28 protein-coding genes and 3 pseudogenes are annotated in these 24,580 nt (G+C 40.9%); 20 read left to right on the top strand and 11 right to left on the bottom strand.

Annotated features, from left to right (window positions below):
• The 7 genes and pseudogenes from RYK12_RS08880 to RYK12_RS08850 all read left to right on the top strand — a co-directional run.
• Positions 1–322: pseudogene (locus RYK12_RS08880) on the top strand (C4-dicarboxylate ABC transporter); the annotation flags it as partial.
• A 179-nt stretch (positions 323–501) separates the two neighbouring features.
• Positions 502–1,119 (top strand): TetR/AcrR family transcriptional regulator, encoded by a 618-nt coding sequence (locus RYK12_RS08875; RefSeq protein ID WP_314848523.1) that lies wholly within the window; start codon positions 502–504, stop codon positions 1,117–1,119.
• Between the two features lie 109 nt (positions 1,120–1,228).
• Entirely contained in the window at positions 1,229–1,939 is a 711-nt protein-coding gene (locus RYK12_RS08870; RefSeq protein ID WP_314848521.1) for an ABC transporter ATP-binding protein, read from the top strand.
• Positions 1,932–3,491: a hypothetical protein gene (locus RYK12_RS08865; protein ID WP_314848520.1), complete on the top strand. Its 1,560-nt coding sequence runs from the start codon at positions 1,932–1,934 to the stop codon at positions 3,489–3,491. Before RYK12_RS08870 ends, RYK12_RS08865 begins: the two co-directional genes overlap by 8 nt.
• Positions 3,492–3,509: 18 nt before the next feature.
• Entirely contained in the window at positions 3,510–3,731 is a 222-nt protein-coding gene (locus tag RYK12_RS08860) for a DUF1648 domain-containing protein (protein WP_314848519.1), read from the top strand.
• Positions 3,732–3,733: 2 nt separating this feature from the next.
• Complete coding sequence (locus RYK12_RS08855) at positions 3,734–4,069, top strand: GntR family transcriptional regulator (RefSeq protein ID WP_153209175.1); 336 nt, start codon at positions 3,734–3,736, stop codon at positions 4,067–4,069.
• 316 nt (positions 4,070–4,385) lie between these two features.
• Positions 4,386–4,691, top strand: a pseudogene (locus tag RYK12_RS08850) (transposase); the annotation flags it as partial.
• A 38-nt stretch (positions 4,692–4,729) separates the two neighbouring features.
• Here RYK12_RS08850 and serS read toward each other — a convergent pair.
• The 3 genes from serS to RYK12_RS08835 form a co-directional block, all read right to left on the bottom strand.
• Positions 4,730–6,004, bottom strand: coding sequence for a serine--tRNA ligase (gene serS, locus RYK12_RS08845; protein WP_314848516.1), 1,275 nt, complete (start codon positions 6,002–6,004; stop codon positions 4,730–4,732).
• 213 nt (positions 6,005–6,217) lie between these two features.
• A complete protein-coding gene (locus RYK12_RS08840; RefSeq protein WP_000079349.1) occupies positions 6,218–6,589 on the bottom strand; it encodes a DUF956 family protein in 372 nt (123 codons plus the stop codon).
• Between the two features lie 2 nt (positions 6,590–6,591).
• Entirely contained in the window at positions 6,592–7,956 is a 1,365-nt protein-coding gene (locus tag RYK12_RS08835) for an aspartate kinase (protein WP_314848514.1), read from the bottom strand.
• 208 nt (positions 7,957–8,164) lie between these two features.
• Here RYK12_RS08835 and RYK12_RS08830 point away from each other — a divergent pair, with 208 nt between their 5' ends.
• The 13 genes from RYK12_RS08830 (at position 8,165) to RYK12_RS08770 (ending at position 18,724) form a co-directional block, all read left to right on the top strand.
• Positions 8,165–8,950, top strand: coding sequence for an enoyl-CoA hydratase (locus RYK12_RS08830; protein WP_314848513.1), 786 nt, complete (start codon positions 8,165–8,167; stop codon positions 8,948–8,950).
• 93 nt (positions 8,951–9,043) lie between these two features.
• Positions 9,044–9,478, top strand: coding sequence for a MarR family winged helix-turn-helix transcriptional regulator (locus tag RYK12_RS08825; protein WP_000386351.1), 435 nt, complete (start codon positions 9,044–9,046; stop codon positions 9,476–9,478).
• The gene (locus RYK12_RS08820; protein ID WP_314848511.1) at positions 9,478–10,452 is read left to right on the top strand and encodes a beta-ketoacyl-ACP synthase III; all 975 of its coding nucleotides are present in this window, start codon (positions 9,478–9,480) and stop codon (positions 10,450–10,452) included. Before RYK12_RS08825 ends, RYK12_RS08820 begins: the two co-directional genes overlap by 1 nt.
• Before the next feature lie 58 nt (positions 10,453–10,510).
• The gene (locus RYK12_RS08815; protein WP_000257838.1) at positions 10,511–10,735 is read left to right on the top strand and encodes an acyl carrier protein; all 225 of its coding nucleotides are present in this window, start codon (positions 10,511–10,513) and stop codon (positions 10,733–10,735) included.
• 116 nt (positions 10,736–10,851) lie between these two features.
• The gene (gene fabK, locus RYK12_RS08810) at positions 10,852–11,826 is read left to right on the top strand and encodes an enoyl-[acyl-carrier-protein] reductase FabK (protein ID WP_045612217.1); all 975 of its coding nucleotides are present in this window, start codon (positions 10,852–10,854) and stop codon (positions 11,824–11,826) included.
• Complete coding sequence (fabD, locus tag RYK12_RS08805; RefSeq protein WP_314848509.1) at positions 11,819–12,742, top strand: ACP S-malonyltransferase; 924 nt, start codon at positions 11,819–11,821, stop codon at positions 12,740–12,742. Before fabK ends, fabD begins: the two co-directional genes overlap by 8 nt.
• 40 nt (positions 12,743–12,782) lie before the next feature.
• Positions 12,783–13,514, top strand: a complete 732-nt coding sequence (gene fabG, locus RYK12_RS08800; RefSeq protein WP_261036926.1) for a 3-oxoacyl-[acyl-carrier-protein] reductase — start codon at positions 12,783–12,785, stop codon at positions 13,512–13,514.
• A gap of 21 nt (positions 13,515–13,535) precedes the next feature.
• Entirely contained in the window at positions 13,536–14,771 is a 1,236-nt protein-coding gene (fabF, locus tag RYK12_RS08795; RefSeq protein ID WP_175880258.1) for a beta-ketoacyl-ACP synthase II, read from the top strand.
• 2 nt (positions 14,772–14,773) lie between these two features.
• Complete coding sequence (accB, locus tag RYK12_RS08790) at positions 14,774–15,259, top strand: acetyl-CoA carboxylase biotin carboxyl carrier protein (protein ID WP_314848506.1); 486 nt, start codon at positions 14,774–14,776, stop codon at positions 15,257–15,259.
• Positions 15,256–15,678 (top strand): 3-hydroxyacyl-ACP dehydratase FabZ, encoded by a 423-nt coding sequence (gene fabZ, locus RYK12_RS08785; protein ID WP_314848504.1) that lies wholly within the window; start codon positions 15,256–15,258, stop codon positions 15,676–15,678. Before accB ends, fabZ begins: the two co-directional genes overlap by 4 nt.
• Positions 15,679–15,689: 11 nt before the next feature.
• On the top strand, positions 15,690–17,057 hold the full coding sequence (gene accC, locus RYK12_RS08780; protein ID WP_314848502.1) for an acetyl-CoA carboxylase biotin carboxylase subunit: 1,368 nt from the start codon (positions 15,690–15,692) through the stop codon (positions 17,055–17,057).
• A gap of 36 nt (positions 17,058–17,093) precedes the next feature.
• On the top strand, positions 17,094–17,960 hold the full coding sequence (gene accD / locus RYK12_RS08775; protein WP_061759873.1) for an acetyl-CoA carboxylase, carboxyltransferase subunit beta: 867 nt from the start codon (positions 17,094–17,096) through the stop codon (positions 17,958–17,960).
• The gene (locus tag RYK12_RS08770) at positions 17,957–18,724 is read left to right on the top strand and encodes an acetyl-CoA carboxylase carboxyl transferase subunit alpha (RefSeq protein WP_314848500.1); all 768 of its coding nucleotides are present in this window, start codon (positions 17,957–17,959) and stop codon (positions 18,722–18,724) included. Before accD ends, RYK12_RS08770 begins: the two co-directional genes overlap by 4 nt.
• Positions 18,725–18,825: 101 nt before the next feature.
• On the opposite strand, the gene nusB is transcribed toward RYK12_RS08770, so the two are convergent.
• The 8 genes and pseudogenes from nusB to gatC form a co-directional block, all read right to left on the bottom strand.
• The gene (nusB, locus tag RYK12_RS08765; RefSeq protein ID WP_314848498.1) at positions 18,826–19,251 is read right to left on the bottom strand and encodes a transcription antitermination factor NusB; all 426 of its coding nucleotides are present in this window, start codon (positions 19,249–19,251) and stop codon (positions 18,826–18,828) included.
• Positions 19,244–19,633, bottom strand: coding sequence for an Asp23/Gls24 family envelope stress response protein (locus RYK12_RS08760; protein ID WP_314848496.1), 390 nt, complete (start codon positions 19,631–19,633; stop codon positions 19,244–19,246). The genes nusB and RYK12_RS08760 overlap by 8 nt, the downstream gene beginning before the upstream one ends.
• Positions 19,634–19,654: 21 nt before the next feature.
• Positions 19,655–20,215: an elongation factor P gene (gene efp, locus RYK12_RS08755; protein ID WP_000568643.1), complete on the bottom strand. Its 561-nt coding sequence runs from the start codon at positions 20,213–20,215 to the stop codon at positions 19,655–19,657.
• A 131-nt stretch (positions 20,216–20,346) separates the two neighbouring features.
• Positions 20,347–20,640 (bottom strand): annotated as a pseudogene (locus tag RYK12_RS08750) (glutamyl-tRNA amidotransferase); the annotation flags it as partial.
• A gap of 108 nt (positions 20,641–20,748) precedes the next feature.
• Positions 20,749–21,144, bottom strand: a complete 396-nt coding sequence (locus RYK12_RS08745; protein ID WP_049487037.1) for a hypothetical protein — start codon at positions 21,142–21,144, stop codon at positions 20,749–20,751.
• Between the two features lie 43 nt (positions 21,145–21,187).
• Entirely contained in the window at positions 21,188–22,633 is a 1,446-nt protein-coding gene (gene gatB, locus RYK12_RS08740) for an Asp-tRNA(Asn)/Glu-tRNA(Gln) amidotransferase subunit GatB (RefSeq protein WP_314848494.1), read from the bottom strand.
• Positions 22,633–24,099 carry an Asp-tRNA(Asn)/Glu-tRNA(Gln) amidotransferase subunit GatA gene (gene gatA, locus RYK12_RS08735; RefSeq protein WP_314848492.1) on the bottom strand — a complete coding sequence of 489 codons (1,467 nt, stop codon included), beginning with the start codon at positions 24,097–24,099 and terminating at the stop codon, positions 22,633–22,635. The genes gatB and gatA overlap by 1 nt, the downstream gene beginning before the upstream one ends.
• Positions 24,099–24,401, bottom strand: a complete 303-nt coding sequence (gene gatC / locus RYK12_RS08730; RefSeq protein WP_000705419.1) for an Asp-tRNA(Asn)/Glu-tRNA(Gln) amidotransferase subunit GatC — start codon at positions 24,399–24,401, stop codon at positions 24,099–24,101. Before gatC ends, gatA begins: the two co-directional genes overlap by 1 nt.
• Positions 24,402–24,580 lie beyond the last annotated feature (179 nt).

Raw genomic sequence — 24,580 nt, 5'->3', positions numbered from 1 at the left:
CTCTCTACTCTTGGCCTCCCTGGTTCGAGTTGGAGGAGATAGCCTACCGACTTGGGTCTTGATTGTCATGATTTTGCTTTCTCAATCCTTCTTTTTCTTTGTTTTAACTCGCCTGTCCAATATTTTAAAACAAGGTTTTCAACCAGCCTTCTCAGCCCTCACCTTCCCAACCATTATCACGGCTACCTCGCTCAAGATGGCTCAGGGAATATTGAAGCTTCCATTTCTAGATTATCTGGTAGTGGCTGAAACTCTTATATGCCTAACTATTTTATTCTTTGTATTAGGCGCTTATCTGATTTGGTTACGAAAAAAGGTCTAGCTAGAAATAGCTAAACCTTTTTTCGTAAGTGTCCGTACACTTACTGTGCTTACTACAAAAGTCAAGTAAGCATTTTTCTAAAATTGTAAATATATTATATTATAAAATTCAAGAGAAATGAGAAAACGCGATTGACAAATTGTCAGTAAGGTGGTATGATGTACAACAGGAGGAATAAAATGCGAGATGTAAAAGAACCGGAAATACGACGTGCTGAAATTATGGATGCTGCAATGCTACTCTTTATAGAACAAGGATATACTAATACAACAACTCAGGATATTGTTGACAAAGTAAATATATCAAGAGGTTTGCTGTACTATCACTTTAAGAATAAAGAAGATATCTTATATTGCCTGGTAGAACAACATTCAGATAAATTATTGAAGGATATTCATGCTATTGTTTATGATGAAGATAAAACTGCCATTGAAAAAATTAGAGCTTTTATAGATGCTACAATTATATCTTCGGAAAATATTTCAGCAGAGGGAACTGAGTTACAAAAGACGGTTGATCTTGAAGAAAATCGTTATATGTTAGATAAGTTATCCCATAAGCTCATCGAAAAACTGACCATATATTTTGAGAGGATAATAAATCAAGGTATATCAGAAAAAGTATTTTTTGTAAAATATCCATCAGAAACAGCAGAATTCCTGATGACAGCCTATGTTTTTGTTTCCAATAACATAGGTATAAAAACTTCAAAGAAAGAACCTGTCAAAGATTATTTGGATGCATTTAAGATAATGCTAGAACAAAACCTAAATACAGAGGAACTCTTTAGCTATTAAAAAGAGATGGAATTTCTGTAAAGAGAACTATGTACCGATAGCTAAATAAAAACAAGCTATCGGTATTATTTCAAAATATAACTGACAAATTGTCAATGAGGGTGAAAATATGTTAGAGATAAAGAATTTTAGTAAATGTTATGGGGATAAAAAGGTTGTGGATAACCTATCTATTTCAGTACAACCTGGAGATATTTATGGTTTTATTGGGGCAAATGGTGCAGGAAAAACGACAACGATAAAGGCAGTTGTTGGTATCCATGATTTTGAGAATGGAAGTATAACGATTGATGGGCATTCCATTAAAGAGGAGCCTGTTATTTGTAAAAAAATGATGGCATACATTCCGGATAATCCAGACTTATATGAACATATGACGGGATTTCAGTACATCAATTTTATTGCAGATTTATTTGAAATTTCTACTGAAATACGCAGGGAAAGGATCCAAAAATATGGTGATTTATTTGATATGACTGAGCATCTTTCGGGGATGATATCTTCGTATTCACATGGTATGAAGCAACGAACAGCTATTATTTCTGCACTGGTACATTCTCCTAAACTGTTGATTCTAGATGAACCCTTTGTTGGGCTGGATCCCAAAGCAACTTTCCTACTAAAGAAAATTATGCATGAGTGTGTTTCAGATGGAGGTGCTATTTTCTTTTCAACCCATGTATTGGATGTTGCAGAGAAATTATGTAATAAGATTGCCATTATCAAAAATGGAAAGTTAGTTGCAAGTGGTAATACAGGAGATGTCAAAGGTGATGAATCATTGGAAGCATTTTTCATGGAGGTGCAGGACGATGAGTAACATTTGGATACTGCTTAAAGCACAATTGATAAATTTCTTTCCGATTAACGAGATTAGAGAGACGGGAAATAAAAAACAAAGTTCAATGGCTATTGCGAGTTTTGGCATAATAACTCTTGCGTTATTTTGCTTTGTTTATAATATACTAACAGCGAAAACATTGGTACACGTCGGACAGCAGGACTTGATACCGGCATATATGGTCTCTGTATCAAGTTTTTCAATATTATTTTTGACTATCTTTTATTCGAATGGCATTTTATTTGGCAGTCGAGATATGGAAATTCTCCTATCCTTACCTGTTAAAAGTTCGTATATTATCACCAGCAAGTTCATGTTTATGTACTTATTGAATTTTTTAATAGGCTTGATGTTTATGCTTCCGGGTGGAATTGTATGGGGCTTGAACGGAAGTTTAAACCTCCTACAGATTATATTGTATTTTACTTCTATAATTTTTGCCCCTTTGATCCCCATGTGTATAGCAGCATGTATGGGAATGATTGTTGTGGCTGTTTCATCTTATTTTAAGAGGAAAAATGTTATTGCTCTAATCTTTTCATTTGCAATGATAGGCATAATTGGATATATTGCAGTGTCAGCTATGAAATCAGGTAATGAAGACAGCATTGAGATCATGCTTTCTAAGCAAATTACAGAACTGTACCCAATATCCGGGTTATTCGTGCAACACACAAATTTTCCAATGTACTATGGGATGGGATTATTTATTGCTTTTTCAACAGCAGTTTTTTATATATTTGTAAAAATTGTTGCGATGAAGTATGGATTGCTTAATACTCTTGCTAAAACAATATCAAGATATTCTAATAACAAAAAATCTTATAATAGAAAATCGATATTTCTTGCCTTGTATAAAAAAGAAATGGGGCGCTTTTTAAGCTCGTACATGGCGGTCTTGAATGCAGGCCTCGGTGTAATACTTTTATGTGTTTTTAGTATATTTTTGCTTTTTAATTCTGTAGAACAAATAGGAGAGTCTTCAGGGATAGAAAATATAAATGAATATCTCTCAAATTTTGCTCCATTATTTATTGCATCTATGCTCTCGCTCAGTTGCCCGGCAGCTTCAGCGATATCTTTAGAAGGGAAAAACATTTGGATTTTGCAAAGCTCTCCTGTTAAGGTAAAAATGATCCTAAATTCCAAGATAGCTGTAAACCTTACACTTCATTTGATTGGGTATATGATTTCCATATTTGCATTTACGCTAAAACTTGATATGAACTTTATTCAAATTATTAACCTAATAATTGTTCCTATATGCTATTCGATCTTTATAACAGTGATAGGAATTTCCCTAAATAAAAAGTATCCAAATTATGAATGGGAAAGCGAGATGATGGTTGTAAAGCAGAGCATGCCTGTTATTGTGTCTGGACTTGTTGGGATAATTGCACTCATTACACCAATTCTTCTTAATTGGTTTTTAAATCTTTCGATAACACCAGTTTTGCAGATAATATCAGTTACTTTACTTGTTATTTCAAGCGAAGTTTATATAAAAGTTAGCAAGTCAAATTTTATTTAGTTCAAGGAGGAAAATAAGATGAAAAACAGACTGATAAAAGATATTTTGGTGTTATTAGTAATGCTAGCTATAATAGTTGTTATTTGCATATTTCTCCCAGAGAAAATTCCTGTTCATTTCAATGCAAAAGGAGTTGCAGATATGTTTGCTAATAAATATTATCTTCTGTTTGCTACGGTTATTCCGTATTCTGCTTATTGGAAATTTATACGCGGAAGGAAAAATAAAAAGGTTAAGTGAATATGTATCCATATTTACAAATAGCATCTGTGATAAGAGCAACTGTTTTAAGAGGTAAGTATGTACCGGGGCAACAGCTGCCTCCCATAAGGACTTTAGCAGAGAGGGAAGAATGTAATCCTGCAACCGTTCAAAAATCATTAAAAGTTCTTGAAAAACAGGGGTTGCTTGTCAGTCGTGGAAGTAAAGGATATTTTGTTACTGAAAGTGAGAAGAAGATAATTGAGTTAAGAAATCAGCATTTGAACAGGCTTATAAAAATATTGTTTGAAAAACTATATGCCTTAGGATTTTCGGATTCTGAGATTATTAAACTATTTGATAGAATAGAAACTTAAACAGTGAATAAAAATCAATTATGTGTGAAGAAGATAAAGATACTGACTATTTAGATTATTGATAAAATGGATGAAATGAATATGGAAGAATCGAAACATCTAATGTTAGAAATACCCAAGAAACATAATATTCCTCTTTTCAATAATCTCCATAGTAGATTATTGTTTCAGATGCAAGCTGAAACACGCAAGTGTAGCTAAAGAAGTATTCTTATTCTTACGTTTTTAGAGGACGCAGGTGGACAGAAAAAGGCTCCACAATATCCATAAGGGATATACCCACTACAAATATTATAGTGCCTATAATCTCTATTAACTCTTGCTTTTTCACTTTCAGAATAAGGAACCTGACAAATTCTTCGGACTCATTGAGGACAATCTAAAGCAGGTTCATCTTCTTTTTCAGACTGTCTTTAAAATCTTCCTCAAGGACAAAGAGAAAATCGTCAACGCCCTTCAACTACCCTATTCCAACGCAAAATTAGAGGCGACTAATAATCTCATTAAACTCATCAAACGAAATGCCTTTGGTTTTCGGAATTTTAAAAACTTCAAAAAACGGATTTTCATCGCTCTGAACATCAAAAAAGAAAGGACGAAATTTGTCCTTTCTCGATCTTAGCTGACTTCAACCCACTACAGTTGACAATGAGGTATTTTTTATGGTTTGATAACTTCAGCGCCACCCATATATGGACGAAGTGCTTCTGGAATGGTTACAGAACCATCTGCGTTTTGGTAGTTTTCAAGAATAGCAGCCACTGTACGTCCAACTGCAAGTCCAGAACCGTTCAAGGTGTGAAGGAGTTTCACCTTGCCATCTGCTTCATCACGGTAACGGATTTGGGCACGGCGGGCTTGGAAATCTTCTGTGTTTGAACAGCTTGAGATTTCACGGTAAGTATTTTGTGCTGGAATCCACACTTCCAAGTCGTAAGTTTTAGCAGCTGAGAAGCCCATATCTCCTGTAGAGAGAGCAACGACACGGTATGGAAGGTTAAGTTTTTGAAGGATATTTTCAGCGTTGGCTGTCATTTTTTCCAATTCTTCGTAAGATTCTTCTGGCTTGGCAAATTTAACCATTTCAACCTTGTGGAATTGGTGCAAACGAATCAAGCCACGAGTATCACGACCAGCAGAACCAGCCTCAGAACGGAATGATGGACTCATAGCAGTGAAGTAGATTGGCAGGTCTTTACCATCAAGAATTTCATCACGGTAGTAGTTTGTCAGAGGAACTTCAGCTGTAGGAATAAGAACATAATTGCTGTCGCTGAGTTCAAAAGTATCTTCCTTGAATTTTGGATATTGACCAGTTCCAAACATTGAATCGTGGTTAACTATGTAAGGCGTGATGACTTCAGTGTAGCCTTCTTTTCCGTGTTCATCTAGCATAAAGTTGTAGATAGCACGTTCTAGGCGAGCTCCAAGACCTTTATAGAAGAGGAAACGAGCCCCAGTCACTTTACCACCTCGTTCCCAGTCAAGAATATCAAGGTCTTCACCAAGATCCCAGTGAGCTTTTGGTTCGAAGTCAAACTCGCGTGGAGTACCCCAACGGCGAACTTCCACATTGTCGTCTTCATCAGCTCCAATAGGAACACTGTCAGCTGGGATGTTTGGAAGAGTCGTTGTAAATTCTGTCAATTTAGCATCGATTTCTGCCAATTCGGCATCCAGGGCTTTGACTTCAGCAGATAGGGTTTGCATGGCGGCAATCTTGTCGTCTGCATTTTCCTTGTTGCGTTTGGCTTGAGCAATCTCAGCTGAAACTGTGTTACGTTCTGCTTTGAGAGTTTCAACCTTGACCAAGATGTCACGACGTTTAGCATCGATTTCTTTCATCTCATTCAAGACAGCAGCATCTACACCACGTGTAGCCAATTTTTCTGCGACAGCATCAAAGTCTGTACGAATACGTTTGATATCTAACATAAGAACTCCTTTATGAAAAAAGCACACCTGACAAAGCGTTGGAGTGGCAGGGCCACGGTTCCATCCAACTTCACAGGTGTGCACTTGATTGTGTATGCAATTGTTACTAACGGTAGAATTTCACCTATCCCTCCTATCTGCTCGCAGCACCCGCAGACTTTCTGAAAGAAGAAGATAACCTACTTATCCGTTGCTATGATTATACTAAAGTTTCTACTTTTTTGCAAATAGATTTTTAAATTTTTGACCAATGGTTTGAATCAGGGTCGGAAGTTTGACGACCTTGTCATTGCCCAGTTTTTCGCGAGCAATTTTAAGAATGGCACCTGAGTCTTTTGAAGCAAAGAGGAATTTTCCTCTGTCTGTAAAGACTTCGAAGTGGCGACTGATTTTTCGCCCAGTGACATTTGCCCCAATCTGGTTGATATGGCTCCAAGGAATCTGGATAAATTGTTCAACATTGACATCGGGGTAAAATTCCAAAGCCTGATCTCCGACAAGGAATTTCCCAACTTTCCCAGCTATAGAGAGGTAGGAGGTACCTGTCGTATTGAGGAGCACTGTTTTGTTAAGTGATTGAGCCATGCTTAGCCTTCCTTACTTTCACCGAAAAAGGCATTGTAGAGGGCTTTAATAGCTGCTTTCTCTTGGTCCTTATGGACAACAAACATGATAGACACTTCACTAGAACCTTGAGACATCATCTGGATATTGATCTTATTTTCAGATAGAGCACGTGTCGCAGTAGCAGTTACTCCGATATGGCTCTTCATCTTTTCTCCAACAATCATAATGATTGAAAGGTCGTGTTCGATTTCTGCATGGTCTACTTCAGCCTTTTGCACCAACTGACGAAGGATTTCTTCTTCCTTGATAGGAGTTAGTTCGCGAGAACGGAGGATGATTGAAAGATCGTCGATACCTGTTGGCATATGTTCCCAACCGATATTAAGATCTTCAAGGATTTGAAGAACCTTGCGTCCAAATCCAACCTCACGGTTCATGAGGTATTTAGACATGTTGATGCTGACAAAACCTGAATCACCAGCAATTCCTACTACTGGAAATTCATCACTACTGTGTTTTAGAACGATACGGGTACCTGGGTGGTCAGGGTTGTTGGTATTCTTGATAACGAGAGGGATTTTTCCACGGTAGGCAGGAAGAAGGGCTTCATCATGAAGGACTGAGAATCCTGCATAGGCCAATTCACGCATTTCACGGTAGGTCAACTCTGGGATAGAGTGTGGTTGGTGGATAATACCAGGGTGGGCTGCAAAGATACCATCAACATCCGTAAAGTTTTCATAGAGGTCAGCTTTGACACCTGCAGCAATGATAGAACCAGTGATATCAGAGCCTCCACGTGAGAAGGTACAGATTTGATTTTCTTTAGTAACACCAAAGAAACCAGGAATGACAAGGACTTCATTTGCATTTGTTAATTCTTCAATCTTGTCGTAACTTGATGGAATGATGCGAGCATGACCAGGTTCACTTGTGACTACAATACCAGCTTCTCTAGGATGCACATAGCGTGCATCAATCCCATTTTGATTAAAGTAGGCAGCAATCAATTTAGCATTGTTATTTTCACCGGCTGCTAGGAAAGTATCATAGAGAAATTCATTTTCTTCGATAGGAAGAGTGGCTAAGGCACGAATACTTTTAGAGATTTTTTCTAAAACAGCAGGTTTTAGTCCTAGTTCACTAACCATAGCAGCATAGCGGTCGATAATCCAGTTTTGGCTCTTGCTAATATCGTTACCAGCAACATAGTTGCGGTAGTATTTAATCAAGGCATCCGTAACCTTAGTATCTTCAGCATTGCGTTTCCCAGGTGCAGAAACAACTACAAAACGGCGCTCAGAATCGCTTTTTACGATGTTTAAAACTTTTTCTAATTGACCAGCAGAGGCAAGTGAGCTACCTCCAAATTTAACAACTTTCATAAGAACTCCTAAAGTAAGTATTTTATACGATTATAGCAGAAAGAAAACCTTTTTTCAATGAAGAAAATAAGATGCTTTCTAGGATAAAGCTTGCTTTTCTAATCGGCTGAGACACTTTCAGTTGATTTTTTCTTGCTTTCTAATTTCAAAAAAGATATACTTTGATAATAAAATAATTTAAATCGCTTATAAAATAAAAGGAGTCCTGATGGAACATATTATTTATCAGCTTGAAGAGGATTTGGCAATCCTTACCTTAAATCGTCCTGAGGTTGCAAATGGTTTTCATATTCCTATGTGTGAGGAGATTTTGGAAGCTCTGACTCTGGCAGAAGAGGATCCAGCTGTGCATTTTATCTTGATTAATGCCAATGGGAAAGTCTTCTCTGTTGGAGGAGATTTAGTAGAGATGAAGCGGGCAGTGGATGAGGATGATATTCCTTCATTGACGAAAATCGCAGAATTGGTCAATACTATTTCCTATAAAATAAAGCAAATTACTAAACCTGTCTTGATGGAGGTTGATGGGGCTGTTGCAGGTGCCGCAGCGAATATGGCTGTTGCTGCAGATTTCTGTCTGGCAACGGATAAGGCTAAATTTATCCAAGCCTTTGTTGGAGTTGGTTTGGCTCCAGATGCAGGTGGGATTCATCTCTTGAGTCGTAGTATTGGTGTGACGCGTGCTGCTCAATTAGCCATGACAGGAGAAGCTTTGTCCGCAGAAAAAGCTCTGGAGTGGGGGCTTGTTTACCGCGTCTGTGAAGCTGATAAACTTGAAAAGACGAGAGAACAGCTTCTTAAAAAATTGAGACGCGGGTCAGCTAATTCTTATGCTGCCATTAAGAAGTTGGTGTGGGAGAGCCAATTTAAAGATTGGCAAGATTATGCTGTTTTAGAACTGCATCTACAGGAATCACTAGCTAAAACAGAGGATTTCAAAGAGGGAGTTCGGGCTCATTCGGAGAGAAGAAGACCGAAATTTACTGGAAAATAAAAAAATACTTGCACCATTCTTTGAAGTTTGATATAATTCTCTTGTCAAATGTTTTGATTCTAAAAGTTTTTTTGAAAAGGAGGGAAGGAAAGATTGGACTACCAACGAATTAATGAATATTTAACATCTATATTTAACAATGTCCTCGTTATCGAGGAAGTTAGCTTGAGGGGTAGTCGTTTCAAAGATATCTCCATCAAAGAAATGCATACGATTGATGTGATTGGGAAATTCCCAGATGTGACACCAAGTCAAGTGTCAAAAGAGTTGATGGTGACTCTTGGGACAGTTACGACTAGTTTGAATAATCTCGAACGCAAGGGTTACATTGAACGCATTCGTTCAGAACATGATAGACGTGTGGTGCATCTGCATTTGACAAAGAAAGGTCGCTTGGTTCATAGGCTACATAAACGCTTCCACAAGGCCATGGTTGAAAAAATCATCGATGGTATGAGTAAGCAAGAAATTGAGGTTATGAGCAAAGGCCTGACTAATCTTTATCAATTTTTGGAGGATTTGAGATAATGGCTTTTGCAAAAATAAGCCAGGTTGCTCATTATGTGCCAGAGCAAGTGGTTACAAATCATGATTTGGCCCAGATTATGGATACCAATGATGAGTGGATTTCAAGTCGGACGGGAATACGACAAAGGCATATTTCAAGAACAGAATCTACTAGTGATTTGGCTACAGAGGTTGCTAAGAAACTGATGGAAAAAGCTGGAATCACAGGAGAAGAGCTGGATTTTATCATTCTAGCCACTATTACTCCAGATTCGATGATGCCCTCTACAGCTGCTCGTGTCCAAGCCAATATTGGTGCAAAAAAAGCTTTTGCTTTTGACCTAACAGCTGCTTGTAGTGGATTTGTATTTGCCTTGTCAACTGCTGAAAAGTTTATCGCTTCTGGTCGCTTTCAAAAAGGTTTGGTGCTTGGTAGTGAAACCCTCTCTAAGGCAGTCGATTGGTCAGACCGATCAACAGCTGTATTGTTTGGAGATGGTGCTGGCGGAGTTTTGCTAGAAGCTAGCGAGCGAGAGCATTTCTTGGCTGAGAGTCTCAATAGTGATGGGAGTCGTAGTGAGTGTCTGACCTATGGACATTCAGGCTTGCATTCTCCATTTTCAGATCAAGAAAATGCAGATTCATTTTTGAAGATGGATGGGCGCGCGGTCTTTGATTTTGCTATTCGAGATGTGGCCAAGTCTATCAAACAGACTATTGATGAGTCCCCTATAGAGGCGACAGACTTGGATTATCTGCTACTTCATCAGGCCAATGACCGTATCTTGGATAAGATGGCTAGAAAAATCGGTGTCGACCGAGCTAAACTTCCAGCCAATATGATGGAGTATGGCAATACCAGTGCAGCCAGTATCCCGATTTTACTTTCAGAGTGTGTAGAACAAGGCCTCATCCGTTTAGATAGTAGCCAGACTGTTCTTTTATCAGGCTTCGGTGGAGGCTTGACCTGGGGCACGCTCATTCTTACAATTTAGGTAATCATGTGGTGAACACATTGTTATAAAAAACTATTTATTTTAAAGGAGTCCTATCATGGCAGTATTTGAAAAAGTACAAGAAATTATCGTTGAAGAACTTGGAAAAGACGCATCAGAAGTAACACTTGAATCAACTTTTGATGATTTGGACGCAGATTCATTGGACTTGTTCCAAGTAATCTCAGAAATTGAAGATGCTTTTGATATCCAAATCGAAGCAGAAGATGACTTGAAAACAGTTGGTGACTTGGTTGCCTACGTTGAAGAGCAAACAAAATAAACAGAATATAAATAGAAGGAGTAGGGAAACCCGCTCCCTCTTGTTTAGGCAATAGTTTGATTGTCAAATTATGACGGTATCGAACTATTACGTAAGCAAGAAACGATGGAGGCACTATGAAAACACGTATTACAGAATTATTGAACATTGATTATCCTATTTTCCAAGGAGGAATGGCCTGGGTTGCTGATGGTGATTTGGCAGGAGCTGTTTCCAAGGCTGGAGGACTAGGGATTATCGGTGGGGGGAATGCCCCTAAAGAAGTTGTCAAGGCAAATATTGATAAAATCAAATCATTGACTGATAAACCCTTTGGTGTCAACATCATGCTCTTGTCTCCCTTTGTGGAAGATATTGTAGACCTCGTTATCGAGGAAGGGGTTAAGGTAGTTACAACAGGCGCAGGAAATCCAAGCAAATACATGGAACGTTTCCATGAAGCTGGTATTACGGTTATTCCTGTTGTACCAAGTGTTGCCCTAGCTAAACGCATGGAAAAAATCGGTGCGGATGCTGTTATTGCAGAAGGAATGGAGGCCGGGGGGCATATCGGTAAATTAACAACCATGACCTTGGTTCGCCAGGTTGCTGCTGCTGTATCTATTCCAGTTATTGCTGCAGGAGGGATTGCGGATGGTGAAGGTGTTGCAGCTGGCTTTATGCTAGGTGCAGAGGCTGTTCAGGTTGGAACTCGTTTTGTCGTTGCAAAAGAGTCTAATGCCCATCCAAATTATAAGGCGAAAATTTTAAAAGCTCGAGATATTGATACTACGATTTCAGCCCAACACTTTGGACATGCTGTTCGTGCGATTAAAAATCAGTTGACTCGTGATTTTGAACAAGCTGAAAAAGATGCTTTTAAACAAGAAAATCCAGATTTGGAAATTTTTGAACAAATGGGAGCAGGTGCTCTAGCCAAAGCGGTTGTTCACGGAGATGTGGATGGAGGCTCTGTCATGGCAGGTCAAATTGCAGGGCTTGTTTCCAAAGAAGAAACCGTTGAAGAAATCCTAAAAGATTTGTATTACGGAGCAGCTAAGAAAATTCAAGAAGAAGCCTCTCGTTGGGCAGGAGTTGTAAGAAATGACTAAAACAGCCTTTTTATTTGCTGGTCAAGGTGCCCAGTATCTAGGTATGGGACGGGATCTCTATGATCACTACCCTATTGTCAAAGAAACGATTGATCAAGCAAGTCAGGTACTCGGTTATGATTTGCGTTATCTTATTGATAGGGAAGAAGAAAAACTTAACCAGACCCGCTATACGCAACCAGCTATTTTAGCAACTTCAGTTGCTATCTATCGTTTATTGCAAGAAAAGGGCTATCAGCCTGATATGGTTGCTGGTTTGTCTCTTGGAGAATACTCTGCCTTGGTGGCCAGCGGTGCCTTGGATTTTGAAGATGCGGTTGCCTTGGTAGCTAAGCGTGGAGCCTATATGGAAGAAGCAGCACCTGCTGGTTCTGGCAAGATGGTAGCAGTTCTCAATACGCCAGTAGAGGTTATTGAAGAAGTCTGTCGAAAAGCTTCTGAACTTGGAGTAGTTACCCCAGCCAACTATAATACACCTGCACAAATCGTGATTGGTGGAGAAGTGGTGGCAGTTGATCGAGCTGTTGAACTCTTGCAGGAAGCAGGAGCTAAACGCTTGATTCCTCTCAAGGTTTCAGGACCTTTTCATACCGCTCTCCTTGAGCCTGCTAGCCAGAAACTAGCTGAAACTCTAGCTCAGGTAAGTTTTTCAGATTTTACTTGTCCTCTAGTTGGCAATACAGAAGCTGCAGTTATGCAAAAAGAAGACATTGCTCAACTCTTGACGCGTCAGGTCAAAGAGCCAGTTCGTTTCTATGAAAGTATTGCAGTTATGCAAGAAGCAGGTGTAACCAACTTTATCGAGATTGGACCGGGGAAAGTCTTGTCAGGCTTTGTGAAAAAAATTGATAAGACAGCTAAACTAGCCAATGTTGAAGATCAGGCTAGTTTGGAAGCCTTGCTAGAAAACAAGTAATCCCTTCTCCCATAAATACAAGAGAAAACAGGAGAAAAGAATGCAACTAAAAAATAAAAATATCTTTATTACAGGTTCGAGTCGTGGAATTGGTCTTGCTATTGCTCACAAGTTTGCTCAGGCAGGAGCCAATATTGTTTTAAACAGTCGTGGGGCAATCTCAGAAGAATTGCTTGCTGAGTTTGCAGACTATGGTGTCAAGGTGGTTCCCATTTCAGGAGACGTGTCGGATTTTGCAGACGCTAAGCGTATGGTTGAGCAAGCTATTGCTGAGCTGGGTTCAGTAGATGTTTTGGTCAACAATGCAGGAATTACCCAAGATACCCTAATGCTCAAGATGACAGAAGCGGATTTTGAAAAAGTGCTCAAGGTTAACTTGACTGGTGCCTTTAACATGACACAATCAGTCTTGAAACCGATGATAAAAGCCAGAGAAGGTGCTATCATTAATATGTCTAGTGTTGTTGGTTTGATGGGGAATATCGGTCAAGCTAACTATGCAGCTTCTAAGGCTGGTTTGATTGGTTTTACCAAGTCTGTGGCGCGTGAAGTGGCCAATCGCAATATCAGGGTTAATGCTATTGCACCGGGAATGATTGAGTCCGATATGACAGCTGTTTTATCGGACAAGGTAAAAGATGCCATGCTGGCGCAAATTCCTATGAAAGAATTTGGACAGGCAGAGCAGGTTGCAGATTTAACAGTATTTTTAGCAGGCCAAGATTATCTAACTGGTCAAGTGGTTGCCATTGATGGCGGCCTCAGTATGTAGCAGAAGCTAGAGGTGAAAAAGATGAAACTAAATCGCGTAGTAGTAACAGGTTATGGAGTAACATCTCCAATCGGAAATACACCAGAAGAATTTTGGAATAGTTTGACAACTGGAAAAATCGGAATTGGTCAAATTACAAAATTTGATCATAGTGACTTTGATGTGCATAATGCAGCAGAAATTCAAGATTTTCCTTTTGATAAATACTTTGTTAAGAAAGATACCAACCGTTTCGATAACTACTCTTTGTATGCCTTGTATGCAGCCCAAGAAGCTGTCAATCATGCCAATTTAGATGTAGAGGCTCTTGATAAAGATCGTTTTGGTGTTATCGTGGCCTCTGGTATTGGTGGAATCAAAGAAATTGAGGATCAAGTGCTTCGACTCAACGAAAAAGGGCCAAAACGTGTGAAACCATTGACCCTTCCAAAAGCCTTGCCAAATATGGCTTCAGGAAATGTTGCTATGCGTTTTGGAGCAAACGGTGTTTGTAAATCCATCAATACTGCCTGCGCTTCATCAAATGACGCGATTGGGGATGCCTTCCGCTCAATTAAGTTTGGTTTCCAAGACGTTATGTTGGTAGGTGGTTCAGAAGCTTCGATCACACCTTTTGCTATTGCTGGTTTCCAAGCCCTAACTGCTCTCTCAACTACAGAGGATCCAACTCGTGCTTCTATCCCATTTGATAAGGACCGTAATGGGTTTGTTATGGGTGAAGGTTCAGGGATGTTGGTTCTTGAAAGTCTTGAACACGCCGAAAAACGTGGCGCTACTATCCTGGCTGAAGTGGTTGGTTACGGAAATACTTGTGATGCCTACCACATGACTTCACCACATCCAGAAGGTCAAGGAGCTATCAAGGCAATCAAACTAGCCTTGGAAGAAGCTGAGATTTCTCCAGAACAAGTAGCCTATGTCAATGCTCACGGAACATCAACTCCTGCTAATGAAAAAGGAGAAAGTGGTGCGATTGTGGCTGTTCTTGGTAAGGAAGTACCTGTATCATCAACCAAATCTTTCACAGGACATTTGCTAGGTGCTGCAGGTGCGGTAGAAGCTATCGTAACCATCGAGGCTATGCGTCATAACTTTGTACCAATGACAGCTGGGACAAGTGAAGTATCAGACTATATCGAAGCCAATGTCGTTTATGGACAAGGCTTGGAGCAAGAAATTCCATACGCTATTTCAAATACCTTTGGTTTTGGTGGCCACAATGCAGTTCTTGCTTTCAAACGTTGGGAGAATAAATAACTATGAATTTAAACGATATTAAAGACTTGATGGCCCAATTTGACCAGTCAAGTTTGAGAGAATTTTCTTATAAAAATGGGACGGATGAGTTGCAGTTTAGTAAGAATGAAGCGAGACTGGTGTCTGAAGCTGCACCTCAAGTCGCTCCAGCCCCCATTCTAGCAGCACCGAGTCCAGTGGCTCCTACATCTACTCCAGCAGAGACTGTAACAGAAGAGGTTCCAGCTCCAGCTGAAGCAAGTGTGGCTGTAGAGGGAGATGTTGTAGAGAGCCCACTTGTTGGAGTGGCTTACTTGGCTGCTGGTCCAGATAAACCTGCCTTTGTAACAGTTGGTGATAGTGTTAAAAAAGGTCAAACGTTGGTGATCATCGAAGCTATGAAAGTCATGAATGAAATCCCAGCTCCTAAGGATGGTGTGGTAACAGAAATTCTCGTTTCTAACGAAGAAATGGTTGAGTTTGGTAAAGGATTGGTACGTATCAAATGATCGATATTCAAGGAATCAAAGAAGCTCTTCCCCACCGTTATCCTATGCTCCTAGTAGACCGTGTGTTGGAAGTGAGCGAGAACACCATTGTTGCCATCAAAAATGTGACCATTAACGAGCCCTTTTTCAATGGTCATTTTCCTCAATACCCTATCATGCCAGGTGTTCTGATTATGGAAGCCTTGGCGCAAACAGCTGGTGTCTTGGAGTTGTCAAAACCTGAAAATAAAGGTAAACTGGTCTTTTACGCTGGTATGGATAAGGTCAAATTCAAGAAGCAAGTTGTACCAGGTGACCAATTGGTTATGACAGCGACTTTTGTCAAACGTCGTGGCACGATTGCTGTGGTTGAAGCAAAGGCTGAAGTGGATGGCAAGCTTGCGGCCAGTGGTACTCTTACCTTTGCAATTGGGAACTAAGGAGGTTCTCCATGTTTCGAAAAATTTTAATTGCCAATCGTGGTGAAATTGCGGTTCGTATTATCCGTGCGGCGCGTGAATTGGGGATTGCGACGGTGGCGGTTTATTCGACTGCTGATAAGGAAGCCCTTCATACGCTTTTGGCAGATGAAGCAGTTTGTATCGGTCCTGGCAAGGCAACAGAGTCTTATCTCAATATTAATGCGGTTCTATCAGCTGCAGTCTTGACTGAGGCAGAAGCCATTCACCCAGGTTTTGGATTTCTTAGTGAAAATTCCAAATTTGCAACCATGTGTGAAGAAGTTGGTATCAAGTTTATCGGCCCATCTGGTCATGTTATGGATATGATGGGGGATAAGATCAATGCGCGTGCTCAGATGATCAAAGCTGGTGTGCCTGTCATTCCAGGTTCGGATGGAGAAGTGCATAACTCTGAAGAAGCCTTGATTGTTGCTGAAAAAATTGGCTATCCTGTTATGCTCAAGGCTTCAGCAGGTGGAGGTGGTAAAGGGATTCGTAAGGTTGAAAAACCAGAAGACCTCGTTTTCGCCTTTGATACTGCTTCAAGTGAAGCCAAGGCTAATTATGGCAATGGTGCGATGTATATAGAACGGGTTATTTATCCAGCTCGCCATATTGAGGTTCAAATCCTAGGTGATGAGCATGGACATGTGATTCACTTGGGTGAACGGGATTGTTCTCTTCAACGGAATAACCAAAAGGTTTTAGAAGAAAGTCCTTCGATTGCAATCGGAAAAACGCTACGCAATGAAATTGGTTCTGCTGCTGTTCGAGCTGCAGAGTCTGTTGGTTATGAAAATGCAGGAACCATTGAGTTTCTTCTTGATGAAGCCAGTGGTAAATTCTATTTCATGGAAATGAATACACGTGTTCAGGTAGAGCATCCAGTAACAGAGTTTGTTTCAGGTGTGGATATCGTTAAGGAACAGATTCGCATTGCGGCAGGTCAGCCTCTGTCTGTTAAGCAAGAAGATATTGTCCTACGCGGTCATGCCATCGAGTGTCGTATCAATGCAGAAAATCCAGCCTTCAACTTTGCTCCAAGTCCAGGTAAGATTACTAATCTCCATCTGCCAAGTGGTGGAGTTGGCTTGCGCGTAGATTCAGCAGTTTATCCAGGATATACCATTCCACCTTATTATGATAGTATGATTGCCAAAATCATCGTTCACGGCGAAAATCGTTTTGACGCCTTGATGAAAATGCAACGTGCCCTCTATGAATTAGAGATTGAAGGGGTGCAGACCAATGCAGATTTCCAGCTTGACCTCATTTCAGATCGCAATGTCATTGCTGGAGATTATGATACTTCCTTCTTGATGGAAACCTTCTTACCTAAATATCAAGAAAAAGAATAAAATGACTTCAAGAGTTTAAACCGAAAAGGGGAATCAATGGCTCTATTTAGTAAAAAAGATAAGTATATTCGAATCAATCCCAATCGTTCGGTTAGGGAAAAACCTCAAGCTAAGCCAGAGGTTCCAGATGAATTATTCTCCCAGTGTCCAGGCTGTAAGCATACCATCTACCAGAAGGATCTGGGAAGTGAGCGTATCTGTCCGCACTGTAGCTATACCTTTCGTATTTCTGCCCAAGAACGCTTGGCTTTGACGATTGATATGGGGACTTTCAAGGAATTGTTTACGGGGATTGAAAGCAAGGATCCTTTGCATTTCCCTGGTTATCAAAAGAAACTAGCAGCTATGCGTGAAAAAACAGGTCTGGATGAAGCCGTTGTGACTGGAACAGCTCTTATTAAAGGTCAGACTGTGGCTCTTGGGATTATGGATTCCAACTTTATCATGGCTTCTATGGGTACGGTTGTAGGTGAAAAAATCACTCGTTTGTTTGAGTATGCGACTGTTGAAAAATTGCCAGTTGTTCTCTTCACAGCCTCTGGTGGCGCCCGTATGCAGGAAGGAATCATGAGTCTCATGCAGATGGCCAAGATTTCTGCAGCGGTTAAACGTCATTCAAATGCAGGCCTCTTTTACCTGACCATTTTGACAGATCCAACGACTGGTGGTGTGACAGCTTCTTTCGCTATGGAAGGGGATATCATTCTGGCTGAACCACAAAGTTTGGTTGGTTTTGCTGGACGTCGTGTCATTGAAAATACGGTTCGTGAAAGCTTGCCTGAGGATTTCCAAAAGGCAGAATTCCTATTGGAACATGGCTTTGTGGATGCTATTGTCAAAAGAAGAGACTTGCCAGATACCATTGCTAGCCTAGTTAGATTGCATGGAGGGAGTCCTAGATGAATATTGCAAAAATAGTCAGAGAAGCGCGTGAGCAGAGTCGCTTGACAACTTTGGACTTTGCGACAGGCATTTTTGATGAATTTATCCAGTTACATGGTGACCGTTCTTTTCGTGATGATGGTGCAGTTGTTGGTGGTATCGGCTGGCTTGGAGACCAAGCTGTAACAGTGGTTGGTATCCAAAAAGGCAAGAGCTTACAAGACAATCTCAAACGGAATTTTGGACAACCGCATCCAGAAGGTTACCGCAAGGCACTGCGTTTGATGAAACAGGCTGAAAAGTTTGGCCGTCCAGTTGTGACCTTTATCAATACAGCAGGTGCCTATCCTGGTGTGGGAGCGGAAGAACGTGGACAGGGAGAAGCCATCGCTCGCAATCTCATGGAAATGAGTGATCTAAAAGTTCCTATTATCGCCATTATTATCGGTGAAGGTGGTTCAGGTGGAGCTCTAGCTCTAGCCGTCGCAGACCGTGTCTGGATGCTGGAAAATTCTATCTATGCCATTCTCAGCCCAGAAGGCTTTGCTTCCATTCTATGGAAGGACGGCAGTCGTGCCATGGAAGCAGCAGAACTGATGAAAATCACTTCTCATGAGCTGTTAGAAATGGACGTGGTAGATAAGGTGATTTCTGAAGCAGGGCTTTCTAGTAAGGAACTGATTAAGAGTGTCAAAAAAGAACTCCAAACGGAGCTAGCTCTACTTTCACAAAAACCGTTAGAAGAGTTGTTGGAAGAACGCTATCAACGATTTAGAAAATACTAATATAAAAACTAGAACTGGTAGTCAGTTCTAGTTTTTATGTGGATCTTTCTGTGTTGATGAGAAAGTCAAAAGGTGCTTGGAAATACCAAACACCTTTTTGATTATTCATTTTCTTCAGTTACAAATTGACTAAGCAGTCCGTTGATAAAGCGGGCTGATTTTTGATCTGAAAAATTCTTAGCAAGTTCAATGGCTTCATTGACTGCTACCAGCTGAGGTGTATCAAATGATGTGATTTCAAAGATACCCAAGCGTAGTAAGTTTTTTTCGACCAAGGTCAATCGTTCAACTGTCCAGCCTAACTTGAGGTGCTGGTTGATTTGTTTATCCAACTCGTCTTTTTGAGCTTGAACGCCAGAAACCAAGTTCAGAAGAAAGGCAGGGATTTGCACATCTGCATCTTCACGGTCATGCGTGTAAGCAAAGCGACAAGCTGTTTCCATATCTGTGCCGAATTCAAGACTCATAAGAGCTTGAAAAGCGCATTTACGAAGTTCGCGTCTAGATTCTAATAATGGACTAGTCATTGAGGAAGTCCTCGTTAAATAGATCTTTCAACTCAGGTTTTGGTGTTTTATCTGGAACGATTCCTGCAACATGGATGTTGACAGCAGCAAGTTCCACATCAGCCATATCTCGGACAGCATCTTTGACTGCTTTTTGAATAGCAAGAGCCACTTGTGGTACTTTCACACCGTACTCAAGATAGAGATAAATGTCAGCAGTTAGCTCTTCGTTGCTTTCTTTTAAGTAGACACCACGACCAAGAGAGAGTTTTGATAGGGTATCAGATACGGATTTATTTGAAAATGAGTGGACACCATCAACTTTAGCAGTTGCGATGGCAATGATTTTTTCAAGTACACGTGGAGCGATAACGATTTCGCCAAATTGTTCTTCAATTCCCATAGAATGACCTCTTTCTAGAGATTAGGCACGAGAAACGTAAGTTCCTTCTGCAGTGTTGATGATCAATTTTTGTCCAGCTTCGATGAAGTCTGGAACGTTAACAACAAGTCCAGTTTCCATAGTTGCTGGTTTACCAGAACCTGTAACAGTAGCACCTTTGATAGATGGTTGTGTTTCAGCTACTGTCAATTCAACAGTAGTTGGTACAGTTACACCGATTACTTCAGTTCCGTAGAATTGGATTTTAACATCAGAGTTTTCAAGGATGTAAAGCAATTCATTTTCAACGTTTACGACTGGGATTTCGTATTGGTCGTAAGTTTCAGTGTTCATGAAGTAGGCAGTTTCATCCATTTTGTACAAGTATTGAGCTGGGACAGTTTCGATAATAGCTTGTTCGAATTTTTCTTCTGGACGGTAGCTTGTGTCAAATGTAGAACCAGTACGGACATCACGTAATTTCATACGCATGATTGTGTTCCCTTTACCTGGTTTGTGGTGGCTAGCTTCCAAAACGCGGATCAATTTTCCGTCTGCAGTTTCAAATGTCATACCAGCTTTCAATTTGCTTGCTTCAATCATGTCTTTACCTCTTTAATAAATATTATTACTCTTCATTTTACCATAAAATCTTCTGGAAATAAAGCCAAAATAGTTAATGGGATTTAGTAGGGGAGAAAAAAACCAACCTCAGGGCTGGTTTCTTTTACGTGTTAATCTTCTTTCAACTTCGCTAATTCTTGGGCAAGGAGTTTAAGGGCGACTTGTGGGTTGGCTTGGCCTTTGGTTGCTTTCATAAGGAAGCCTGTAAAGGCCTTATCTGCGTTGCGTTTGCCTGACTTGAAGTCGGCAACTGCGGCTTCGTTATCGGCAAAGACTTGGTGGATAATTGGAATCAAGACAGCTGGATCTGAGATTTGAACCATGCCTGCTTTTTCCACGTATTCACGCGCGCCACCGCCATTTTTAGCAAGGTGGACAAAGACTTTCTTGGTCGTAGCTGAGCTCTTCAAGAAGGATATGGGATTGAGGCTAATGAAAAGGTAGATTTCTTAATTTGAATGATTATTAAACTATATTATAATCTTTAAAAATTATCTAAGATATACTTGTCGTTATTTACTAGCAGTTATCTTCTTTATGGAATGATGTTCAATGAGCCACCCTACAATCCACCCCGTCGCTAGCAAGTAATTTTCGAAAGCACCGATAGCATTTACAGGAGAATGATACTCCATAAAATTGACTAAGTGATTTGTTCCTATTCCAATCCCACCGAAGATGAGAGCGAGAAGCACGATTCGTAGATAGAACCAATCGTACTTAATATTGACACCGAGAATAAGAATCAATACAGCTAGGTTCCATATTCCAATTTCTCGTTGCCAACCAGCAGAGATTCCATACCCGGAGTGACTTCCCATGTATGATGGAAAGAAAATTTGTAGTATAGAAGCGCCTAGCATAGCGATGATGACTAAAACAAATAGCAATCGTAAAAATTTGTTCATTTTTTCTTCTTTCTAAAATAGAAAAAGGTATATAAAAAGTCTGTTATTCATCTTCTTTCAACTTCGCTAATTCTTGGGCAAGGAGTTTAAGGGCGACTTGTGGGTTGGCTTGGCCTTTGGTTGCTTTCATAAGGAAGCCTGTAAAGGCCTTATCTGCGTTGCGTTTGCCTGACTTGAAGTCGGCAACTGCGGCTTCGTTATCGGCAAAGACTTGGTGGATAATTGGAATCAAGACAGCTGGATCTGAGATTTGAACCATACCTGCTTTTTCCACGTATTCACGCGCGCCACCGCCATTTTTAGCCAGGTGGACAAAGACTTTCTTGGCAATCTTAGAAGAAATCGTGCCGTCTTCGATGATGGCAATCATTTCTACCAAGTTTTCTGGTGTCAATTCGATTTGTTCCAGCGTCTTGCCTTCAGCATTCAAGAATTGAGCAACTTCTCCTTGGAGCCAGTTAGAGACTTGTTTGGCATCTCCTCCGAGAGCCACAGCTTTCTCAAAGAAGTCAGAAGTGACTTTGTTTGCAGTCAACTGACTAGCATCGTAGTCTGACAAACCAAGGTCAGCCACGTAGCGAGCACGGCGTTCTTTTGGAAACTCTGGCAATTCAGTGCGCATTTCCTCGATCCACTCGTCTGAGATTTCAAAGAGAGGTAGGTCTGGTTCTGGGAAGTAGCGGTAGTCTGCAGCTCCTTCTTTGACACGCATGAGGATGGTTGCCTTGTTAGCTTCATCGTAACGGCGTGTTTCTTGGCGGATTTGACCACCTGAGCGAAGGATTTCAGCCTGACGTTGGACTTCGTATTCAAGACCTTTGCGAACATTTGAGAAGGAGTTGAGGTTCTTCAACTCAGTCTTGGTGCCGAATTTTTCTTGACCATATGGACGAAGAGAGATATTGGCATCCACACGCATAGAACCCTCTTCCATCTTAACGTCAGAAATGCCAGCGTACTGGATAACTTCCTTGAGGGCAGTTAGGTAAGCGTAGGCTTCTTCTGGCGAACGCATGTCAGCTTCAGATACAATCTCAATCAAGGGCACCCCTTGGCGGTTGAGGTCAACATAAGAGTAGCCATCTGTACCGTGGGTGTTTTTACCAGCGTCTTCTTCTAGGTGGGCACGTTCGATACCGATTTTCTTAGTCGTACCATCTTCTAGCTCGACTTCAATCCAACCGTTATAACCGATTGGCTCATCAAACTGAGAAATTTGGTAGGCTTTTGGATTATCAGGGTAGAAGTAGTTCTTGCGGTCAAAGTGCATCTTTTTGTGGATGTCCATGTTGAGGGCAAGAGCAGCCTTGATACCGGCATCGACAACACCTTTATTGAGAACTGGCAGAACTCCTGGGAAAGACCAGTCAATCACGTTGGTGTTGGCATTTTGGTCATTTCCAAAGTGGGCAGAAGTGGGTGAGAAGATTTTTGAATTGGTGTTGAGCTCTACGTGGACTTCAAGTCCAATGACTGTTTCAAAGTTCATTAATTGTCACCTCCAAAAATCACGGGTTGTTGTTTGTGGTAGTCTGTTGTCGCCTCAAAAGCAGCGGCAGCTTGGTAAATGGTTTCCTCAGAGTACTTAGGACCAATCAATTGTAGACCGACAGGTAGACCTTGAGAAAATCCAGCAGGAATTGAAATTCCTGGGAGACCAGCTAAGTTGACTGGGATTGTCAAGAGGTCAGCCAAGTACATGGCAACTGGGTCGTGGTTGAGTGAATCCAAGTCATAGGCAACGCTTGGAGCAGTTGGTCCCAAAATCAAGTCGTAATCCGCGAAGACTTTTTCGAAATCTTGGATGATGAGGGTACGGACCTGTCCAGCTTTCTTGTAGTAAGCATCGTAGTAACCTGATGAAAGGCTGAAAGTACCTAGCATGATACGACGTTTTACTTCTTCACCGAAACCTTGGCTACGGCTGTTTACATAGATTTCATCAAGGTTGCTTGCATCCTCTGCGCGGTAGCCGTAACGGATACCGTCAAAACGTTGCAAGTTTGATGAAGCTTCTGATGAAGCGATGATGTAGTAAACGGCAACTCCGTATTTAGAGTGAGGAAGGCTGACTTCTTCGACAATAGCACCAAGTTTTTCAAAGTGTTTAGCGGCATTCAGAATGGTTTCCTTAACCTCTGGGTCAATCCCTTCGCCTAGGTATTCCTTAGGTAAAGCAATTCTCATGCCCTTGATGTCTTGACCGATTTTTGAAGTAAAGTCGGCAATGCGGACAGGGGCAGAAGTAGAGTCTTTGACATCTTCGCTGGCAATCGCATTGAGCAAGAGGGCATTTTCCTTAACAGTAGGAGCAAAAGGTCCAATCTGGTCTAATGAGCTACCAAAGGCAATGAGGCCGAAACGAGAAACTGTTCCGTAGGTTGGTTTGAGACCAACAATCCCGTTAAAGGCAGCAGGTTGGCGGATAGAACCACCAGTATCAGAACCAAGTGACAAGCGGACTTGTCCTGAGGCTACAGCTGCAGCTGAACCGCTTGAAGAACCACCAGGAACCTTGCTGTGGTCCCAAGCATTTTTAGTTGCTCCGTAGTGTGAAGTTTCCCCTGAACCACCCATGGCAAATTCGTCCATGTTGGTTTTACCAACGACAATCATGCCTTTAGATTTTGCATTGGCAACGGCTGTCGCATCAAAAATTGGCTCATAGTTGTAGAGCATTTTTGAGGCTGCAGTTGTAAGAATACCGTCTGTAGAAATGTTATCCTTAACAGCCAATGGAATTCCTGAAAGGACATTATCAGCGTCAATTCCAGCTTCATCAATAGCTCTGGCTTGAGCAAGAGCCTGCTCTTCAGCGATAGTGACAAAAGCGTTGATAGCTGTCTCGCGAGATTGGATATCTTCAAGCGTTGCTTGGGTTAATTCAGTTGCAGAAATTTCCTTAGAAACAAGGAGATTGTGCAAGTCTTCAATAGTTTTGTTATTAAAAGTCATTAGGCATCTCCTCCATCGTCTAGGATAGCTGGTACCTTGATATAGTAGTTGTCTTTTTCAGGTACGTTTTTAAACAGGCGATCGCGGTCTGTTCCTTCTTCGGCCACATCAGGGCGGAGTACAGTCTTGCGGTCAGCCATAGTCGTAGTAGGTGCGACACCAGTAGTGTCAACTTCGCCCAGCAATTCAACCATGTCAACAATCTTAGACAAGGTTGTCGCAAAGGCAGCAGTTTCTTCTTCAGAGAATCTTAATTTTGAAAGATTGGCAACGTGTGTTACCTCTTCTTGCGTAATTTTCATCTTGCATCCTTTCGTGAAATGATGATTTTTAGTCTGTTCTATTTTACCATATTTTCCTATAAATAAGGGAGGTAAAGATGAAAAAAGACAGGTATAGGATGGAGAACGGGTTTTTGCAAGAGATAAAAAAATAGCCGTCCTAACTTTGGCGAGTTAACGAGCTATTTTTTAGTTATGTA

It is taken from the genome of uncultured Streptococcus sp., assembly GCF_963518475.1.
Taxonomy (GTDB): Bacteria; Bacillota; Bacilli; order Lactobacillales; family Streptococcaceae; genus Streptococcus.
Note: the sequence above shows the minus strand (reverse complement) of the source record. Positions and strands in the feature narration are given on the sequence as shown.

What these genes read in the sequence shown, in the direction of transcription:
- RYK12_RS08875 (WP_314848523.1), top strand. Translation starts at nt 502, where the DNA reads ATGCGAGATGTAAAAGAACCGGAAATACGACGTGCTGAAATTATGGAT.
- RYK12_RS08870 (WP_314848521.1), top strand. Translation starts at nt 1,229, where the DNA reads ATGTTAGAGATAAAGAATTTTAGTAAATGTTATGGGGATAAAAAGGTT.
- RYK12_RS08865 (WP_314848520.1), top strand. Translation starts at nt 1,932, where the DNA reads ATGAGTAACATTTGGATACTGCTTAAAGCACAATTGATAAATTTCTTT.
- RYK12_RS08860 (WP_314848519.1), top strand. Translation starts at nt 3,510, where the DNA reads ATGAAAAACAGACTGATAAAAGATATTTTGGTGTTATTAGTAATGCTA.
- RYK12_RS08855 (WP_153209175.1), top strand. Translation starts at nt 3,734, where the DNA reads ATGTATCCATATTTACAAATAGCATCTGTGATAAGAGCAACTGTTTTA.
- serS (WP_314848516.1), bottom strand. Translation starts at nt 6,004, where the DNA reads ATGTTAGATATCAAACGTATTCGTACAGACTTTGATGCTGTCGCAGAA.
- RYK12_RS08840 (WP_000079349.1), bottom strand. Translation starts at nt 6,589, where the DNA reads ATGGCTCAATCACTTAACAAAACAGTGCTCCTCAATACGACAGGTACC.
- RYK12_RS08835 (WP_314848514.1), bottom strand. Translation starts at nt 7,956, where the DNA reads ATGAAAGTTGTTAAATTTGGAGGTAGCTCACTTGCCTCTGCTGGTCAA.
- RYK12_RS08830 (WP_314848513.1), top strand. Translation starts at nt 8,165, where the DNA reads ATGGAACATATTATTTATCAGCTTGAAGAGGATTTGGCAATCCTTACC.
- RYK12_RS08820 (WP_314848511.1), top strand. Translation starts at nt 9,478, where the DNA reads ATGGCTTTTGCAAAAATAAGCCAGGTTGCTCATTATGTGCCAGAGCAA.
- RYK12_RS08815 (WP_000257838.1), top strand. Translation starts at nt 10,511, where the DNA reads ATGGCAGTATTTGAAAAAGTACAAGAAATTATCGTTGAAGAACTTGGA.
- fabK (WP_045612217.1), top strand. Translation starts at nt 10,852, where the DNA reads ATGAAAACACGTATTACAGAATTATTGAACATTGATTATCCTATTTTC.
- fabD (WP_314848509.1), top strand. Translation starts at nt 11,819, where the DNA reads ATGACTAAAACAGCCTTTTTATTTGCTGGTCAAGGTGCCCAGTATCTA.
- fabG (WP_261036926.1), top strand. Translation starts at nt 12,783, where the DNA reads ATGCAACTAAAAAATAAAAATATCTTTATTACAGGTTCGAGTCGTGGA.
- fabF (WP_175880258.1), top strand. Translation starts at nt 13,536, where the DNA reads ATGAAACTAAATCGCGTAGTAGTAACAGGTTATGGAGTAACATCTCCA.
- accB (WP_314848506.1), top strand. Translation starts at nt 14,774, where the DNA reads ATGAATTTAAACGATATTAAAGACTTGATGGCCCAATTTGACCAGTCA.
- fabZ (WP_314848504.1), top strand. Translation starts at nt 15,256, where the DNA reads ATGATCGATATTCAAGGAATCAAAGAAGCTCTTCCCCACCGTTATCCT.
- accC (WP_314848502.1), top strand. Translation starts at nt 15,690, where the DNA reads ATGTTTCGAAAAATTTTAATTGCCAATCGTGGTGAAATTGCGGTTCGT.
- accD (WP_061759873.1), top strand. Translation starts at nt 17,094, where the DNA reads ATGGCTCTATTTAGTAAAAAAGATAAGTATATTCGAATCAATCCCAAT.
- RYK12_RS08770 (WP_314848500.1), top strand. Translation starts at nt 17,957, where the DNA reads ATGAATATTGCAAAAATAGTCAGAGAAGCGCGTGAGCAGAGTCGCTTG.
- nusB (WP_314848498.1), bottom strand. Translation starts at nt 19,251, where the DNA reads ATGACTAGTCCATTATTAGAATCTAGACGCGAACTTCGTAAATGCGCT.
- RYK12_RS08760 (WP_314848496.1), bottom strand. Translation starts at nt 19,633, where the DNA reads ATGGGAATTGAAGAACAATTTGGCGAAATCGTTATCGCTCCACGTGTA.
- efp (WP_000568643.1), bottom strand. Translation starts at nt 20,215, where the DNA reads ATGATTGAAGCAAGCAAATTGAAAGCTGGTATGACATTTGAAACTGCA.
- RYK12_RS08745 (WP_049487037.1), bottom strand. Translation starts at nt 21,144, where the DNA reads ATGAACAAATTTTTACGATTGCTATTTGTTTTAGTCATCATCGCTATG.
- gatB (WP_314848494.1), bottom strand. Translation starts at nt 22,633, where the DNA reads ATGAACTTTGAAACAGTCATTGGACTTGAAGTCCACGTAGAGCTCAAC.
- gatA (WP_314848492.1), bottom strand. Translation starts at nt 24,099, where the DNA reads ATGACTTTTAATAACAAAACTATTGAAGACTTGCACAATCTCCTTGTT.
- gatC (WP_000705419.1), bottom strand. Translation starts at nt 24,401, where the DNA reads ATGAAAATTACGCAAGAAGAGGTAACACACGTTGCCAATCTTTCAAAA.